We start from the raw sequence: 17,473 nt of genomic DNA, 5'->3' as shown, positions 1-17,473 counted from the left end.
CGCCCATACAAGAAGATAGTGAGAGGGCTTTGGACGCGCTTCGCGCGGCGGCGCCCGCTGAGAAGGGGAATCCCGACGATCTCGGGACAGTCCTGGACAGTCTGGCCGGGTCCACGCCGCCGCCAGAAGCCGAAGAGGATCAGAGCACGGCGGTTTTTGATACGTTGCGCCAACAAGCTGAAGCGTCCGAACCCGGGGATCAGTCTGATGATGTCCTTGCTTCGCTTGCGGCAAGTAGCGAGCCAACGGACGAAGCCGCGGATGAGCCGGATGACATTCTGGGTCGTGTCGAGCGCACAGAAGACGCCGCCCACACTGACGACAGCCAGGACGTTCTGGCAGACCTGTCGCGTGCCACCCCGGATGATCCTGTGCCGGACCGTTCGGATGATGTATTGGCTGAATTAGGGGCCGCCCGCGAGCCCGCGGAAAGCGGGACGGATGAGCATCAGAGTGCGCTGGATGATCTTCTAGCAGTACCCGAGTCGCAGCCCGCATCCGATGAGGCATCAGCGGCGGATGCCGTGCTTGATGGCCTCTCCGCGTCTGAGGCCGCACAGGACACAGGCGCGTCGGATAATGAGAACGCCACGGGTGTTCTCGACGATTTGGCGAGGGACGCGCCGGCGGAAACTTCATCCGACGATCTGGATGATTTGCTGGGTGATCCGACCGATGAGACCGGCTCGGGGCACGGCAATGATCCGGCTGAAGACACGCAGAGTGACCTCGATGACTTGTTGCGCGAAGTCAGCGCCGAAACGTCAATCAATTCCGAGGAGACCGTATCGACAAACGCGACCGATGCCCCGGATGACCTAGATAATCTTCTGGGCGATCTGGAGTCGGTGGCCCAGGAAGAGGCTGAGGTTGCTGCCGAAGCGGAAGAATCAAGCGACATCGATGATTTGCTGGCCGATCTGGGTTTTGACAGCGGCGATGACGATGTGGTGCCAACCGAGGGTGCGGCGGGTGAAGATCCTCCGCTGCCCTTGGACGACGGCATAGATGACCTGTTGTCGGATACGTCGCCGGAACAGCCGGATGGCAAAGCGATTGCCGGATCGTCTGGCGAAGCGTCTGCCGAGGGGAACGACCCTCTGGATGACCTGTTGACTGATTTGGCGGGGACGGACGCAGAAGCGCCCGCAGTTGCAGTCGCGCCTGAAGCTGTCGATGATAATCTCGATACGCTGCTGACCGATGGCGAGCAGTCGACCACGCTGGATGAAGATATTGTCGAGGTCGCGCTGTCTGGCGATCCGTTCGGGGAGCTCGGAGCGCCCCGGCCAGATGCGGAGAAGCTTAATCGGTCGCGATTCCGGATCGCGATTCTGGGAGATTTCACCGGGCGCGCGTCGCGCGGGTTGCTGGAAGTTGGAGATGCGCTGGCAACACGTCCCGCGATCTCGTTCGACATTGACGAGTTGGACGACGTCATCGAGGGATTTGCGACGACGCTGACGCTACAGCTTGGGCCAGACGGGCCAATGGTAACGGTGCCGCTCGATGAAATTGACGATCTGCATCCTGACGAACTTTTTGAAAAGGTTGATGCGTTCGCGGAATTGCAGGGTTTGAAGGCGCGGTTGGCGAATGCAAGCACTTCCGCAAAGGCCATGGAGCAGCTTCGTGCATGGGGGCAGACGCATGGGGCGCCGATCCGGTTGCCGAAAGGTGCAGCGCACGGCTCGGCGATGCGTGCGGATCTGCGGCTCAGTGATTTTCAGCGGCTGATCGGGGATACATCCCCGAGACCAACCGCAAACGAAGGGTTGGATGATCTGCTTGCGCGGATTGTGGGGCCGCATATCAGCGACGTACCAGATGATCGGGTGGCGGCGGCGGTGGACGACGCGGCCACGCATCTGATGCGCCTGATCCTTCATCACCCCGACTTCCAGGCGATCGAGGCGCAGTGGCGTGGGCTGGATATGCTTGCGCGGCGGATTGAAACCGACGACAAGCTGGAGATCGTGCTCTACGACGTATCTGCCGATGAAATCGCGGCTGATCTGGCGCAGGCTGATGATCTGTCGGAAACCGGCTTGTTCCGGATGCTGACGGATGAACCGCTTGACGAGGAGCTGGGGCGCGGAGGTTACAGTGCGTTGTTCGGCCTGTATCAGTTCGAGGAAACACCACCGCATGCCGAAGTGCTGGCCCGTGTTGCGCGACTCGCGGCCCATATCGACGCACCTTTCATCAGTGCGATCTCTCCTGCGTTTCTTGAAACGCCGAAAGAGGATCGTCATCAACTGGTCGCGCGGTCATGGGATCGACTGCGTGATATGCCGGAGGCCGGACATCTGGGTCTGTGCTCCCCGCGTTTCATGCTGCGCCGACCCTATGGTGCGAAATCCGATCCGATCAGCGCTTTCAATTTCGAGGAATTCACCAACAAGGAAGGGCTCCGCGGCTTGCTTTGGGGCAACCCCGCATTGATTGCGGCGGTGCTGATGGCCCAAAGCTATACGCAAAATGGGCCGTCTCTGCAGCTTGGAAAGGTGCTTCAGATCGGCGACATGCCGTACCACTTCGTCACCGATGGCTATGGCGATCAGGTTGCGTTGCCGTGCACCGAACGAAATATCACACTTTCCAAGTCGGAAATCGCGATTAAACGCGGTATAATGCCCTTGCTGTCGATCAAAGGCCGTGACGAGATCCGGTTGGGGTCGTATCGTGCGCTGTCGGGCGAGGAATTGCTCGGACCCTGGACAGGCCATCCACCCCCGCCGCCCACACCACCACGCCAACCGGAACCCGCCGCTGCGCCCGCCCCGTCGGAGGAGAGTTCGGAGGACATGGACCTCGATGATCTTCTGGGGAATCCAGCGTCCGATGAAGGCGCGGTGGACACGGATTTGGATGACCTGCTCGCCAGCTTCGGCGATGATGCGGATGACGGTGGCGATGATGAAACGGATATGGACGCCGAATTGCAGGCGCTGCTGGAGGATTTGTGATGAGTGATACCGTGGAAGAAGCTGGTCCGTCGCGTGTCACTTTGCTGGACATCGAAGGGGCGTTCTATCTGTGTGAAGGCGAGGAACACATCGACGCCGTGCTGTCGGGTGACGGGGATTACCCATTGCCCGTGAATTGCATCAAATTCGCCAGCATGGCCAGTATGCGGCAGTCATTGGGTGACGAAGTGAATGTCGCGGGATTGTGGCAGATCAATCCGGATGTCGTCAGCAGACTGCGTCGCGAAGAAAAAATAAACGCGATCAACGGTGATGACGCGTAGTGGTGAGTGGTTGGGAAGAAGTCAATGGCCGCTAAGAAGGTAGTCTTCAAAAACCGATCGGTCCGGATCGAGGGCAGTTACAAGGCCTCCGATCTGGTCCTGAAATGTGCCGAAATCCATGAGGGTCTCAGCCAACTCGGACGCGCGACTGTCGAATTTCTGAGCAACGACCGCGATCTTGATCTGGGTGATGTTCTGGGCAGTGACATTCGCGTGGTTCTGGATCTGCCAAAAGACCAGAAACGCGTCTTCGCAGGCACCTGCATATCGGTGGAATTTCTTGGCATCTATCAGGGATACGGCCATTTCACGGCAGAGGTTCGGCCTTGGTTGTGGATGCTCACGCGTACGCGCGACAACCGGATTTTTCAACAGCGCACCGTCCCGCAGATCGTTGCGGATGTTCTGTCCGACCACGGGTTTTCTGCGGATGTCAGCAACAAGCTGACGGGCCATTACGATGTCCGGGAATATTGCGTGCAATATCGCGAAAGTGACTTCGATTTCATCTCGCGCTTGATGGAAGAAGAAGGGATTTATTACTACTTCACGACGGAACAGAACAAGCTGAAGATGGTGCTGGCGGACTCGCCGGGTGCCCATCGTCCTGTCGAGGGGGATCAGAACATCCTGTTCCACTTCCGCGAACGTGACTATCGCCGCGCGGCCGATCATATTTTTGAATGGTCAGCCAGTGAGAGGGTAACTCCGGGCAAGGTATCGCTGACCGATTACAACTTCGAGGCACCGAAAACCGATCTTATGTCGCAGCGGGCGTTGCCGAAGGGCTCACATGGGCACAAAAGCTACGAACAATACGATTATCCGGGCCATTTCAGGAACACGGGGCTGGGCGAGACCTTTGCGCGTATCAAGATGGAAGCGCAGGCTGCCGCGCATCAGCGTTGGATGGGTGTCGGCAATGCCCGCACCATTGCATCCGGTGCGACCTTCCGTCTGAAAGAACATCCGCGCGTTAGTGACGAGACGGATTTTCTGGTGACGGATGTGGTCCACCAGATCCAGATGGATGCGGATTACGACCAACTCGAAGATCATGTGGACGACAAGATCCTTGGCTATCGGTTGGATTTCGGGGACAACAAGGATGCCTATCGCTGTGTGTTCGGGGTGGTGCCGAAAAGTGTCCAGTATCGCGCGCCGCTGAAAACGCCATGGCCGGAGATCGCAGGACTTCAGACCGCAACGGTTGTTGGGCCGTCAGGCGAGGAAATCCACACCGACGAGTATGGCCGCATCAAGGTGCAGTTCCATTGGGATCGCAAGGGCAAGCGGGATGACAAATCGTCATGCTGGGTCCGCACGGTCATGCCGTGGTCTGGCAAGGGCTGGGGCATGGTTGCGGTTCCGCGTATCGGGCAAGAGGTGGTCATCAACTTCGAGGAAGGTGACCCGGACCGTCCCATCTGCACGGGTATGCTGTATAACGCGCAGACCATGCCGCCCTACGGCCTGCCCGGCAACATGACCCAAAGCGGGATCAAGACCAACAGCAGCAAAGGCGGTGGCGGCTTCAACGAGCTGATGTTCGAGGACAAGAAGGATGCCGAACTTGTCCGGTTCCAGTCCGAAAAGGACTACGAGCAGATCATCAAGAACAATGCCAAGATCACCGTCGGGCTGGAAAAGAAGGACAAGGGCGACCTGGAACAGACGATCCATCGCCACAAGACCGAAACCCTGAAGACCGGTGATATGACCTTCAAGGTAGAAGATGGTCAGGAAATACGTGAAATCGCCAAGGATCAAAGTGAAACCATCGGCGGGAACAGAACGCAAAGCATCGGAAAGAACTCCGATGTAGCTATCGGCTCCAACTCCGACATCGAGGTCGGCAGCAATATGGAGCTGAAGGTCGGCAGCAACCTAACGGAGACAATTGGCACAAATGCGAAACTGAAAGCCGGCACCAGCATCACGCTGGAAGCGGGCACCAAGATCACGCTTAAAGTCGGAGCGTCGAAGATCGAACTCACGCCGGCGGGGATTACCATCAAGGGGCCCATGGTGCGCATTCAGGCGCAAACCATGGCCGAGTTGAAAGGTAGCGCCACCGTCGTCGTGAAGGGCGGCGTGACGTTGATTAACTAGGGGCGCGTCATGGATTTCAGTTTTGACAATTTGAAAAAGATTTCCGGCGAACCTGCCGCCCGTATGCTTGCCGCGTGCAATGTGAAGTTGGAAACGCCGCTGACACTGCCTGCCAACGCGCAGGTGCCGCAGACCTTGCAGTTTCTGGCAGAGCAACAGGCGCATTTCGACATGTTGCATATGCTGGCGGTGGCCCTGCCCAAACGCGAAGCGGTGTGGTGGGCGTGCCTTGCAGCGCGGGATGTGCTGGGCGATGTGCCGGATGCGAAGCTTCCGACCCCACTGGTCGCAGCCGAACGCTGGGTATTCAAGCCGACGCCTGAAAACCGCGCACGCGCGCGGATGGCGATGGAGCACGCCGAGATCGATGACGACACCGTCTATTGCGCAATGGCCGCCTTCTACGCCGAGGGCAATATGGGTGATGGCGACATGGCAGAGATACCCGCACCCCCAAGCGCTGTGTCGGGGGCCGTGGTATGCATGAACATGATTTCTGTCGCCGCGCATGCCGAACAGATGAATGAACATGTCGCGCGTATCGTGAACCGTGCGCTTGATATTGCCCGTGGCGGGAATGGTCAGATCGCTGAAAAGGAGGACGCATAATGCCCGGATTTCCTCAGGCTCGGCTGACGGATATGCACACTTGTACTGTTCCGGTGCCGGGCACGCCTGCGCCGATCCTGCCGCCTTGCGCGGTCACGGTTCTGGTCGGAAAGCTGCCTGCCGCCCGCGCGATTGTGGATATGGCTGGTCTTCTGCCGCCACCCGCAGTGCCTCCGCCGCATCCGTTTCTGAAGGGGTCCATGACCGTGCTGATCAACAAGTTTCCCGCCCTTCGCATGGGCGACATGTGCGCCAGTGGCGGGCCAATCGTTAAAGGAGAATTCACCGTCCTGACCGGCGGTTGAACGACGCATGACCGTAGAACTACGCTTTCAGTCCACAGGATCAGTGCCCGGCGCAGGCGAGCCTGTTTCGATGCGTGGCACCAGTCTGACTATCGGCCGGGGCGATGACAATGATCTTGTCCTGCCTGATCCGGACCGGATGATTTCCAAGAACCATTGCGTGGTCGAGGATCACAACGGCAACATTGTCGTGATTGACCTGTCCACGAATGGCACCTTTCTGAACTATGGGAAAATCCCATTGGGGCAGACGCCGACGCCGCTCAATGACGGTGATGTGCTGTCTGTGGGGGCGTATGAATTGGCGGTGCGTATAGTCTCCGCTGCGCCCGCCGATTATCCCCCGCCCCCTGCGGATGACGCGCCAGTCTCCCACGGATCTGCGGAGCGCGCCGATGACGGGCGCAGCCTGCTCGATATGCCAGACCGTGAAGGTGATTTCCTGGATGATCTTCTGGGATCGGATGGGCCGACAGGGCCCAGGCAGATCAAGACTGACGATCCGATGGACAGTCTTTTACCGCCGCTTGGCGATGAGGACGACGATCCGCTGGCACCGCCAGAGGAAGAACATCGCGGCGATACCTTCGCCCAGCACAACCCCTCGCAAAGCGACAGTTTTCAGCCGCCCAGGCAGTCGGGGAATTTCATTCCCGAAGACTGGGATGCGGACATGATGTCGTCGCCACCGCCGCCGGAAACCATCCCCTTGCCACCGAAGGCAAGTGATGAGGCGGTCGAGCCGGATGCGGACGATCCCTTTGTTGAGCCACCGAAAGCTCCACCTCCGCCCGGACCTGCCCCGCCCCCACCCGAGCCTGCCGCGCGGCCCGAACCGGAAGCGCCGCCGCCCATAGCAACGGCACCTCGCACGACCGGATCTGCACGGGCGTTTCTGGATGCGCTGGACGACGATCAACTCGATGTGCCGGATGATCAGCTTGATGATACGATGGCGCGTGTCGGAAAGGCGTTTCGGGCGATGGTCGTCGGGCTGCGCGAGATCCTGATGACGCGCACCTCGATCAAGAGCGAATTTCGCATTGAACAGACCATGATCCGGTCGGGTGGTAACAACCCGCTGAAATTCTCGATCAGTCCCGAACAGGCGATTGAGGCGATGGTGCGCCCACGCAGCAAAGGGTATCTGAGCGCCGAAGAAGCCGCGCAGCAGGCGCTGGACGACATCAAGGCACATGAAATCGCGATGGTCACGGGCATGGAGGCCGCGCTGAAAGGCGTTCTGAAGAAGCTGGATCCGAAGGTGTTGGAAGACACGATCACTGGTAATGGCGGTCTGGGCGGGCTGCTGAAGGGCAAGAAGGCCCGGTACTGGGAACAATACGAAAAACTCTACGGACAAATCTCCGATCAGGCGGAGAACGAGTTTCACGAGCTGTTCAGCCGTGAATTCGCGCGCGCCTACAAGGAACAGTTGGAGAAACTGAAATGACGTGGTCCGTGAAAAGACGAAGGGGTAGGCATGTCGTGGCAAAGTAAGGTGCTCTGGACCGAGGGGATGTTTCTGCAGCCCCAGCACTTCCAGCAGGCGGACCGGCACACCGAGGCTTTGGTCAATGGATTGGCACGGCACCTGACACCCTATGCATGGGGCGTCAGCGCGCTGGAAATCGACGATGCGCTGCTGAAGACCGGACAGTTTGCGGTGAAAAGCTGCGCGGGGCTGACGCCGGATGGCGAGGTGTTTCGTGTGCCGCAGACCGAGGATCATCCAGCTGCGCTGGTCGTGCCGAACACGGTCAAGGATTGTGTCGTCTATCTGACCATCCCGCAGCGACGTCAGGGCGCGGCGGAGGTGGATAGGTCCGGGGCGGAACGTTCGTCCAGCCGCCTGAACGCAAGCGAGTTGGAAATCTCCGACACGATGGGCAAGGATCGCAAGGCTGTCACGTTGGGCGTAGGCAAGCTGCGGCTGCAATTCGCGCTGTCCGTGGATGATCTGGCCGATCATCTGGTTATCCCCATCGCCCGGATCATCGAAGTGCGGTCAGACAAGGAAATCGTGCTGGATCGCGGTTTCATCCCCAGCGTCACCGATATTCGCGCGGCCCCGGTTCTGGCTGGCTTCGTGCGAGAACTGGAAGGGCTGCTGGCGCATCGCGTCACGGCGCTGGCGGGGCGGATGTCTGATGCGGGGCCGGGAAGCGGCGCTGCGGACATCTCCGATTTCCTACTTCTGATGACGGTCAATCGCGCCTTGCCCCTGATCCGGCACATGCTGGAAATCGAGAATGTGCATCCCGAACAGGCCTATCGCGTTTGCGCTTCGCTTGCGGGGGAGTTGTCCACCTTCATGACCACCGAAAAGGTCGCGCCGGAATTCCCTGCCTATGAACACGACAACCTGACTGCGAGCTTCGCGCCCGTGATCCGGACATTGCGGCAGTATCTCAGTGCCGTGCTGGAACAGACCGCGATTTCCATCCCGCTGCAGGAACGCAATTACGGCATCAGCGTGGGCGTCGTGGCGGACCGCAAGCTGGTCGGGTCGGCGAGTTTCGTTCTGGCGGTCAGCGCCGATGTACCGTCCGAGGATGTGCGCCGCAACTTTGCGGGCCATGCCAAGATCGGTCCGGTCGAGGAAATCCGTCAACTGGTCAATTCGGCGCTGCCCGGCATCACGATCCGCCCCTTGCCCGTTGCGCCGCGGCAAATCCCCTATCATGCGGGATTGGTGTATTTCGAGCTTGACGGGGCCAGCCCCTATTGGGCGAAAATGACGACATCGGGAGGCATCGCCGTCCATGTGTCGGGAACTTATCCGGGGCTTTCGATGAAGCTCTGGGCGATCCGCAACGGATAGCGGCGCGGAGGACATCATGGCTGACAACGACCCATTTGCGGAACCGGACGATACGGAACGCACTGTCATCAAGCCCAACCCGGGTGGACGGCTGAACGTACCGCAATCGCCCGCACCGGCGACGGCCCCGCAGCAACCTGCACCAGACCCCGCAGGTCAGCCCGCCTATGGTGTTCCAAGCGGCGCGGTTGCACCCTCGCGTGGCCGGTCGGATGGTGCTTCGCTGGACTTAGCTATGACGGGGATGAATGGGCTGATCGCTTGCGCGACGCCGCTGTTTGCGTTGGCTAGCCGTATCCGCAACCGCGCACAGCATATGGACCCGGACAAGCTGCGCCAAAGCGTGGTCGGCGAAATACGTGCATTTGAGAACCGCGCGCTGAAGGCAGGCATTGATCCGCAGAAGATCAAGGTGGCCCGCTACGCCATTTGTGCCACGCTTGATGATGTCGTTCTCAACACCCCGTGGGGCGGGCAGTCAATCTGGTCACAGCAAAGCATGGTTGGCACGTTCCACCGTGAAACGGTGGGCGGGGATCGATTCTACGACTTGCTTGCGCGTCTTGAGAAAGATCCGTCCAACAATCTGGAATTGCTTGAATTTTTGTATATGTGCCTGTCGCTTGGGTTCGAAGGCCGCCTTCGTGTCGAACAAGGCGGTGGTGAAAAGCACTTGCAGATCCGCAATGGTCTTGCGCGTCTCATTCGCGCACAGCACGGCCCGGTCGAACACGAGGTCTCACCGCATTGGAAGGGCGTCAACAAGCCTCACCGCCCATTGTCGGCATGGCGTCCGGTCTGGATTGGCCTGGCGGCTGCGGCGGTTCTATCGGGGGGGATTTTTACGGGCCTGTCATTCGCTCTGGGCGGCTCGACGGATCAGTTGATCGGGCGTCTGTCAGTGCTGGATTCGGGTGCCACGCCGGAGCTTCTGCGCCGCGCGCCACCGCCACCCCCGCCGCCCGAACCCGCGCAGGATGTGCAGCTTGAAACGATTAAAGGCTTCCTCCAGGACGAGATTGCCGAGGGGTTGGTCACAGTGTTCCGCGATGCCAACACCATCACCGTACGAATCAACGGGCAGGGGATGTTCGCCTCGGCCTCCGACGTCTTGCAAGACCGCTTCACAGTGCCGCTGGAGCGTGTTGCCGCGGCGTTGAATGGTGAGCCGGGGCCGGTAATCGTTGCGGGTCATTCGGACAACGTGCCCATCCGCACCGCCAAGTTCCCGAATAACACCCGGCTGTCGCTGGCGCGGGCGGAATCGGTGATGAAGATGATCGCCCCGCGCCTGGATGATCCCTCGCGTCTAACTGCCGAAGGGCGCGCGGACAAACAACCTATCGCTTCGAACGATACCGCCGAAGGCCGCGCCGAGAACCGGCGTATTGAAGTTCTGCTAGTCAAGGAAGACCAGTGATGCGCGCGCTGTCGCGAATATTCAGTTCCGTTTACACCATCGTCATCCTGGTCACGCTGGCGCTGTCCATCTGTTTCTGGATGTTCGGCCCGTTCATAGGCGCTGCCTTCAGCGGCATGCTGTGGCGCGGTATCGGCGTGGCGATCCTGTGGCTTGTCGCGCTGATCGTGATGCTGGTCGTTGCGCTGACGCGCGGACGGCGGGACAAGAAGTTGACGGACGAGATCGTGGAAGCGGTCGAAGTCGATACCGCCGACGATGCGGTAAAAGAAGAACTGGCCGATCTGAAGGACAAGCTGCGCGGCGCGATGACCAAGCTACGCAAGTCCAAGCTCGGCAGGCGGCATCTTTATGAACTGCCCTGGTATGTCATCATCGGCCCGCCCGGTGCTGGCAAAACGACCGCTATCGTCAATTCCGGCCTTCAGTTTCCGCTTTCGGATGATCTGGGGCGCACCGCGATCGGGGGCGTGGGAGGCACGCGCAACTGTGATTGGTGGTTCACGAACAACGCCGTGCTGATCGACACAGCCGGCCGCTATACCACGCAGGAAAGCGATGCAGATGCCGACAACGCGGCATGGTTGGGCTTTCTGGGGCTGCTCAAGAAGTATCGCAAACGCCAACCGGTCAATGGCGCGGTCATCGCGATCAGCCTGACGGATCTGTCTCTTCAGGACGAGATGACGCGCAAGGGTCACGCGCTGGCGGTTCGCCGCCGTCTGCAGGAGCTGCGCGAAAAGCTGGGCGTGCGGTTTCCCGTCTACGTGCTTTTCACCAAGGCGGATCTGATCGCAGGCTTCACGGAGTTCTTCGACACGCTTGGCAAGGAAGAACGCGAACAGGTCTGGGGCTTCACACTGGATCTGGGCAAATCCACGGGCAAGGAATCCCCCGTCGACGGCTTCGACGAAAAATTTTCCGGGTTGATGGAGCGGCTGAACACGCAGCTTCTGGAAAAGATGCAGAGCGAAACCGACCATCAACGCCGCAGCCTGATAGTTGGTTTTCCCAATCAGGTGGCGACGATCCGACAAGTGGCCCGAGATTTCCTGACAGAGGTGTTTCAGGAGAACCGTTTCGAGAACCGCCAGATGCTGCGCGGGGTCTATTTTGCGTCCGGCGTTCAGGAAGGCACGCCGATTGACCGCCTGATGATGGGCATGGCGCAAACTTTTGGCATCGGGCGTCAAGCCATTGGATCGGGGCGTGGTTCCGGTCGGTCCTTCTTCCTGACGCGACTGTTCGAAGGCGTGATTTTCCCCGAAGCGGGCCTGGTTTCCGCCGATGACAAGGTGGAACGCCGTTACCGCTGGGTGAGGCGCGGGGCAATTGCGGCAACAGTGATTGCGGTTGCGGCTCTCTCCACGATCTGGACGCGAAGCTACCTGGGCAACAAGGCGTTGATCGCGGGTGCTGAATCGCAGATCGCCTCCTATCGCGCGGCGGCAGCCAACATTCCGGGAAACCCGATTGGTGACACTGACCTGCCCGCGATTGTCGAGCCCCTGAACACGCTGCGCGACATGCCGGGAAACCCCACCGTGAATGATCCGGAGCCACCTGCAAAGCTGCAATGGGGCCTGTATCAGGGTGATGTGATCGGAACCGAAGCTGCGCAAACCTATCGTGCTGCGCTGAGCCAGCACATGTTGCCGCGAATGCTGCTGCGTCTGGAAGAACAGATGCAGGCCAATATGAACAACCCCGATCTGCTATATGAGGCGTTGAAGATCTACCTGATGCTGGGCCTTCAAGGGCCGATGAACGCCGACCTGGTCAAGGAATGGATGCAAATCGACTGGTCATTGGCGTATCCCGGTGCGGGCCGCGAGACCTTGCGTCAGGATCTTGCAGTGCATCTCGATGCCATGTTGTCTCAGCCCATGACCAAGATCGCGCTGAATGGTCCCTTGGTGGAACAGGTGCAGGCGTTGCTGGCCGAAATGCCGCTGGCACAGCGCGTCTATAACGGCATCATCAACAGCCCGCAGGCGCAGTCCCTGCCGCAATGGCGCGTAACCGATATCGGGGGACCTGCTGTGTCCCGGGTGATGGTGCGCAGTTCAGGCAAGCCGCTCAACGAGGGAATCGAAGGCATCTTCACCTATGACGGGTTCAGGAACGTGTTTCTGGCAGAAGCATTGGGGGTTGCCGAACGCATACAAAACGAAAGCTGGGTTCTGGGCGAACGCTACGAGGCAGAGCAAAGCGAAGAAGCTCTGCTGGCCATGAGCCGTGATGTGCTGGATCTGTATTACAATGACTTCATATCCCGCTATGACAGTCTGCTCGGAGATCTGGACATTGTGCCAATGGAGTCGCTCAGCCACGCGGTTGAGGTCACCAACGTCCTGTCGGGCCCGACCTCGCCCATCGTGAACATTCTGACCGGGGTGGCCAAGGAAACCCGCCTGACGGAAGATCGCAGTGTCCTGTCGTCGGGTGTTGCCGAAGGCGCAAGCGAAGGCGTGTCCGATGTTGCCAGTTTGGAGCTGCGCTCGAACCTGAACATCCAAAGCCAGATTTTCCTCGATGCGCTGAGCAATAGTGCCGTTCTGTCAGGCGAGGGGCGCGAGCCGCCCAAACCGCCCGGGGCCTATGTCGAAGAACGGTTTTCGTGGCTCCAGAAACTCGTCGAGCGTCCCGAGGGGCAGCCATCGCAGCTGGATCAGATGATGGGTAATCTGACAGAGGTGTATCAGGAGCTGAACAAGCTGTCCTTCAACCAGGGATCTACTGATATTCAGGGCCAAGGCGGTGCGGCCATCCAACGTTTTCAAGAGGCCAGCGCACGTATTGATGGCCCGATGCAGCGTTGGGCCACGCAGATCGCCAGCGGGTCGTCGGGCATCACCGCGGATGGTACGCGAGCTTCGATTAATGCGCTGTGGCAGTCGCAGGTTCTGCCGTTCTGCGAACAGGCCATTGCCAACCGCTATCCGTTCGACAAGCGGTCGCAGGCTGATGTTGCCATGCAGGATTTTGAGAAACTCTTTGCGCCGAATGGCCTGATCGACAGCTTCTTCCGAGATCATTTGCTCGAATATGTCGATACCCGTGCGCGACCATGGGCGTGGAAGCGGGTGAATGACACCGATCTGGGCATTTCGCAGCAGGTGCTTGAGCAGATGCAGGCGGCGGCGGAAATCAGGGATGCGTTCTTCGCGGGGCAACCGACGGCCAAGGTGCAGTTCCAGATCACGCCCGAAGCTCTGGACCCCAAAGCACAGGGTGTGGCGCTGGAAATCGACGGACAAAGCGTGATGTTCCAGCATCGCAACAGCCAGCCACGACCGATTGCGGTGGCCTGGCCCGGACCGGTCGGCCTTGCACGGGTGGCGTTCGATCCGCCTGCAGGCAACATCCAGAATGAAATACGCAAGGATGGCCCTTGGGCGCTGTTCCGGTTGCTGGATGGGGCAGAGGTCCGCAACACCAATGTCTCCGACCGGAAACGGGTGATCTTCAACGTGGGCGGGCGCATTGCGATCTTCCAGATGCAGTCGGGATCGGTCCACAACCCCTTTGCTCTGCCGGCGCTGTCGTCCTTCAGCTGCCCGACCTCGTTCTGATGGGGCGTCCCATCGGAGCCTTTGGCAAGATTCCTGCAACAGGGGATTTCATCCGCTTCGCGACACCGCGCGGATTTGTCTCGGTCTGGGATCCGTGGTTACAGGGTGTCATGGCGCAGGCGCGATCCCATTTCGGCGATGGGTGGGAAGCCACCTATCTGTCCGCGCCGATCTGGCGGTTTTCTTTGGCGCCTGACATTGCCGGGCCTGCTGCCGTGTCCGGGATATTGATGCCCTCGGTTGATGCTGCAGGCCGATACTTCCCCCTGACATTCGTGTCCGTCGCGGAGGATGGCGGCGATGAAGCGTTCTTTGACGCCACTGAGACTGTCGCGCTCGCCGCCCTGTCGGAGGATCTGGCACCCGAACGGATTGCGGACCGGCTGAACGAGGTCACCGACGTCCCGCCGTTGCTGTCCAGGGGAACGCGATGGTCCAGTTCGCTGGGTGATGGGTCTGTAACCTCCCTGACTTTTCCAACCCTGCCCGACGCGACTGATGCAGCGGTCCTGTTTGGTCATGGCGACGCGCGGGGCAGTCATAGGGTAGCGAGTCAATGAGCAAGCTTCGATACAACGCGACCACGCATACCGGGCGGGTCCGGTCCGTGAACGAAGACAGCATACTCGCGCTGCCCGATCACAACATATGGGTCGTGTCCGATGGCATGGGTGGGCACGAGGCAGGCGACTTCGCCAGCCGCGCGGTGGCCGATGCCGTCGCGACCGCGAATTACAATGACGATCCGGGCGAAAACCTGCGAGAGGTCCGTGCTGCAATCACAAGAGCGAACACCCTGATCTGGCGCGAAGCCGCACGCCGCGAAGGCACAGTGGGGGCCACGGTTGTAGCCCTGATCGTCACGGATGGCCATTTTGCCGCGTTCTGGGCCGGTGACAGCCGCCTCTACCGCATGCGCGACGACGCGGTGGAATTGCTGACCAGCGATCACTCGGTCGTCGCGGCCTTCGTCGAAGGCGGGCAAATGAGCTGGGACGAGGCTGAAAAACTTCCCCAATCAAACGCGATCACTCGCGCTGTCGGCGTGGCGGAGGAATTGGAACTGGACAAGATTCGCGGAGATGCGAAGCCGGGTGACCGGTTCCTGTTGTGTTCTGACGGGCTGAACAAATACGCGGATTTCGCAACGCTTACTCAGGTCTTATCGCGGGAGCCGATCGAGACAGTGACCAGCACCTTGGTGCAGATTGCGCTGGATGGTGGTGGCGCGGACAACATCTCCGCGATCGTGGTGGACGTTTCCTGATCAGGGCAGCGCTGTTGTCAATATCCGGCTGCTCATTGACCGGATCGACACGGACATGGCTTGCGACACATCGGCCACGGCCTGCGCATATCCGGCTGCGCTTTCGGTGGTCGGGCGCATGTCGGTGAAAATTGGCTCATTTGCGTGAAGCACGACGATCTTGCTTTTGCCGAGCGTGGTATCGTCCACCAGGAAGGCAATTTTGCCATTGCCGCCTTCGCTGACCGGATAGGCGACGCGCACCGGCGTTTCGCCATCCTCGCCACCCCGCAATTCAGCGACCGCGTTTTCGGTTCGGTTCACATTTGGCAGCAAATGATAGACGTTCCCGCTGACGTCGAAGACGGAAACATAGATCACGCCATCGGTTACATCGGCGGGAATTTCGACGTCGATCACCGGGTTTTCGCCGACCAGAAAGCGGCCGTTCGGGTTTGGCTCGCCCGATTCACCGAAGCTGAAGTTGATGCCGAAATCGCCTGCGGGCAAGGCGGGCAAAACATGCTCGATCTCGCACAGCTGCGGGCTGAGGACTTCGGCATCCAGCGTGATCGCGCGATCCCCCGACACCGCTTGCAACGCATTGTAAAGCGTGGCGCGGGAGTCAGGCTCCGCCAGCATGCCTGTAACCGTAACTGTACTGCCGATAGGATAGCCGCCCTCTGGCGGGTTTTGCAGCGCAAGTGGCCCGCAATCGGCCGCCGCGTCCAGAACGGTGCGCAGGGTTTCCTGTGTCAACAGGCGCGGACCAAGGCTGATAGCCACCGTGCCGGTCATGTCGCCCGGCGCGGCTGTTCCTTCCAGTTCACTTGTGAGCCGGTCGCGCAAAGCCCGATCAAGGGTCATTCCGCTGACCTCGAATGCGTCGCCATCCACCGATAGCTGCCATTCATCAAGCTGCTCGACGTCGCCGAGCGTCTCTAGCAGGCTTTGTTCCCAATCCTGCGAAATGTTGCCCTTCGCAATCGACAGGTCTGCCTGACCATTTGTTGCGACGGCGCGCGCGCGCAGTTGTTCCTGCAGCGATTCGCTTGGCACATGGCCAGTGAAGAGTGTCCGGCCGTTGTCGTCGCCTTCGGCGGTGAAGGTGTAATCCTCCACAAAGGGCGTTGTGTCACGTAGCAGGAACCAGTACCCGCCTGCGGCGGCAACCAGGACGACCAAGGCGATGACGCCCAGCAAGGCCCCGCGGCCCGATTTCGGCGGGGCAGGCACTGCAGGTTCAGGCGCTTTCGGAGGAGGCGTGGTGCGCACAGTGGGTTCGGATGCTTCCGGATCAATTTCCTGGAGCACTTCTTGCGCGGACTGGAACCGCTTCGCGGGGTCCGGGTTGGATAGCTTGTCGATCAGGGACTTCAGCGGTTCGGGTACGCCTTCTGTGTCCAGCGGCTGTGCCTTTTTCTGGATCACCTCCATGGGGTTCGCACCAACATTCGGCGATTGTCCACGGAAGGTTGCCAGCAGAAGCGCGCCGAGCGAATACAGGTCCGAGCGCGCATCGGTCTGCCCGCTCAACTGTTCGGGCGCGGCGTAGGAATACTTCCCGGCAAATTCATTGCCGACGATGGTGGCGGCACCCGGATTGGCATCCTTGGCAATACCGAAGTCGAGGATCACCGCATCAGCCGGATCGCCGCCACGCAGGATGATGTTGTCGGGTGACAGGTCGCGGTGGAAAATGTTGTGCGAATGCGCCGCCCGCAGCCCTTCGGTGACGCGTTGTGCGACGGTGATCAAATCCTCGGCGGACATTCCGCCATCGCGCATCCTGTGATCAAGTGCGGGACCCTCGACATAGTCCATCACCAGATAGATCAGACCGTCCGCCGTCCGCTGGTTCTCCGAATAGCGCACGACCGCATCATGGCGGATTTCGCGCATTTCTTCTTCGCGCCGCATCAGTACAAGGAAATCTTCGTTCGACGCGAATTCGGATTTGAGAACTTTCAGGGCGACTTCGCGTCCCGATATCTCGCTGCGGGCCTTGTAAACTTCCGACGTCCCGCCACGTCCCAGAATATTTTCGATCCGGTAGGTGTTGTTCAAAAGATCGCCTGCGCGAAAAATGTCGCTGTCGCGCGGCTCGGTCATCGGCTCAGATCCTGTTC

12 protein-coding genes are annotated in these 17,473 nt (G+C 59.9%); 11 read left to right on the top strand and 1 reads right to left on the bottom strand.

Annotated features, from left to right (window positions below):
- Window positions 1–371: 371 nt before the first annotated feature.
- The 11 genes from FPZ52_RS14585 to FPZ52_RS14535 are packed head-to-tail and all read left to right on the top strand — an operon-like array spanning window position 372 to window position 15,365.
- Complete coding sequence (locus FPZ52_RS14585; RefSeq protein ID WP_420851728.1) at window positions 372–2,969, top strand: type VI secretion system contractile sheath domain-containing protein; 2,598 nt, start codon at window positions 372–374, stop codon at window positions 2,967–2,969.
- The gene (locus FPZ52_RS14580) at window positions 2,969–3,253 is read left to right on the top strand and encodes a hypothetical protein (protein ID WP_146366339.1); all 285 of its coding nucleotides are present in this window, start codon (window positions 2,969–2,971) and stop codon (window positions 3,251–3,253) included. The genes FPZ52_RS14585 and FPZ52_RS14580 overlap by 1 nt, the downstream gene beginning before the upstream one ends.
- A gap of 24 nt (window positions 3,254–3,277) precedes the next feature.
- Window positions 3,278–5,365, top strand: coding sequence for a type VI secretion system Vgr family protein (locus FPZ52_RS14575; protein ID WP_146366338.1), 2,088 nt, complete (start codon window positions 3,278–3,280; stop codon window positions 5,363–5,365).
- Window positions 5,366–5,374: 9 nt separating this feature from the next.
- On the top strand, window positions 5,375–5,974 hold the full coding sequence (locus FPZ52_RS14570; RefSeq protein ID WP_146366337.1) for a DUF6931 family protein: 600 nt from the start codon (window positions 5,375–5,377) through the stop codon (window positions 5,972–5,974).
- The gene (locus tag FPZ52_RS14565) at window positions 5,974–6,279 is read left to right on the top strand and encodes a PAAR domain-containing protein (protein WP_146366336.1); all 306 of its coding nucleotides are present in this window, start codon (window positions 5,974–5,976) and stop codon (window positions 6,277–6,279) included. The genes FPZ52_RS14570 and FPZ52_RS14565 overlap by 1 nt, the downstream gene beginning before the upstream one ends.
- 7 nt (window positions 6,280–6,286) lie before the next feature.
- On the top strand, window positions 6,287–7,732 hold the full coding sequence (gene tagH / locus FPZ52_RS14560) for a type VI secretion system-associated FHA domain protein TagH (protein ID WP_146366335.1): 1,446 nt from the start codon (window positions 6,287–6,289) through the stop codon (window positions 7,730–7,732).
- Window positions 7,733–7,762: 30 nt separating this feature from the next.
- Window positions 7,763–9,103: a type VI secretion system baseplate subunit TssK gene (gene tssK / locus FPZ52_RS14555; protein ID WP_146366334.1), complete on the top strand. Its 1,341-nt coding sequence runs from the start codon at window positions 7,763–7,765 to the stop codon at window positions 9,101–9,103.
- Between the two features lie 16 nt (window positions 9,104–9,119).
- Window positions 9,120–10,523 carry a type VI secretion system protein TssL, long form gene (tssL, locus tag FPZ52_RS14550; RefSeq protein ID WP_146366333.1) on the top strand — a complete coding sequence of 468 codons (1,404 nt, stop codon included), beginning with the start codon at window positions 9,120–9,122 and terminating at the stop codon, window positions 10,521–10,523.
- Window positions 10,523–14,098 (top strand): type VI secretion system membrane subunit TssM, encoded by a 3,576-nt coding sequence (gene tssM, locus FPZ52_RS14545; RefSeq protein WP_146366332.1) that lies wholly within the window; start codon window positions 10,523–10,525, stop codon window positions 14,096–14,098. Before tssL ends, tssM begins: the two co-directional genes overlap by 1 nt.
- Window positions 14,098–14,658: a type VI secretion system-associated protein TagF gene (tagF, locus tag FPZ52_RS14540; RefSeq protein ID WP_146366331.1), complete on the top strand. Its 561-nt coding sequence runs from the start codon at window positions 14,098–14,100 to the stop codon at window positions 14,656–14,658. Before tssM ends, tagF begins: the two co-directional genes overlap by 1 nt.
- Window positions 14,655–15,365, top strand: coding sequence for a PP2C family protein-serine/threonine phosphatase (locus FPZ52_RS14535; protein WP_146366330.1), 711 nt, complete (start codon window positions 14,655–14,657; stop codon window positions 15,363–15,365). Before tagF ends, FPZ52_RS14535 begins: the two co-directional genes overlap by 4 nt.
- Here the strand turns inward: FPZ52_RS14535 and FPZ52_RS14530 are convergent, their stop codons facing one another.
- Window positions 15,366–17,456, bottom strand: a complete 2,091-nt coding sequence (locus FPZ52_RS14530) for a serine/threonine-protein kinase (protein ID WP_146366329.1) — start codon at window positions 17,454–17,456, stop codon at window positions 15,366–15,368. It lies immediately after the preceding gene.
- Window positions 17,457–17,473: the final 17 nt, after the last annotated feature.

The sequence above is a fragment of the Qingshengfaniella alkalisoli genome, assembly GCF_007855645.1.
Classification (GTDB): domain Bacteria; phylum Pseudomonadota; class Alphaproteobacteria; order Rhodobacterales; family Rhodobacteraceae; genus Qingshengfaniella; species Qingshengfaniella alkalisoli.
The sequence above is the reverse complement of the archived record's forward strand: the minus strand, read 5'-3'. Positions and strand labels throughout refer to the sequence as shown.

Coding starts and splice junctions, on each gene's coding strand:
- FPZ52_RS14580 (WP_146366339.1), top strand. CDS start 2,969: ATGAGTGATACCGTGGAAGAAGCTGGTCCGTCGCGTGTCACTTTGCTG.
- FPZ52_RS14575 (WP_146366338.1), top strand. CDS start 3,278: ATGGCCGCTAAGAAGGTAGTCTTCAAAAACCGATCGGTCCGGATCGAG.
- FPZ52_RS14570 (WP_146366337.1), top strand. CDS start 5,375: ATGGATTTCAGTTTTGACAATTTGAAAAAGATTTCCGGCGAACCTGCC.
- FPZ52_RS14565 (WP_146366336.1), top strand. CDS start 5,974: ATGCCCGGATTTCCTCAGGCTCGGCTGACGGATATGCACACTTGTACT.
- tagH (WP_146366335.1), top strand. CDS start 6,287: ATGACCGTAGAACTACGCTTTCAGTCCACAGGATCAGTGCCCGGCGCA.
- tssK (WP_146366334.1), top strand. CDS start 7,763: ATGTCGTGGCAAAGTAAGGTGCTCTGGACCGAGGGGATGTTTCTGCAG.
- tssL (WP_146366333.1), top strand. CDS start 9,120: ATGGCTGACAACGACCCATTTGCGGAACCGGACGATACGGAACGCACT.
- tssM (WP_146366332.1), top strand. CDS start 10,523: ATGCGCGCGCTGTCGCGAATATTCAGTTCCGTTTACACCATCGTCATC.
- tagF (WP_146366331.1), top strand. CDS start 14,098: ATGGGGCGTCCCATCGGAGCCTTTGGCAAGATTCCTGCAACAGGGGAT.
- FPZ52_RS14535 (WP_146366330.1), top strand. CDS start 14,655: ATGAGCAAGCTTCGATACAACGCGACCACGCATACCGGGCGGGTCCGG.
- FPZ52_RS14530 (WP_146366329.1), bottom strand. CDS start 17,456: ATGACCGAGCCGCGCGACAGCGACATTTTTCGCGCAGGCGATCTTTTG.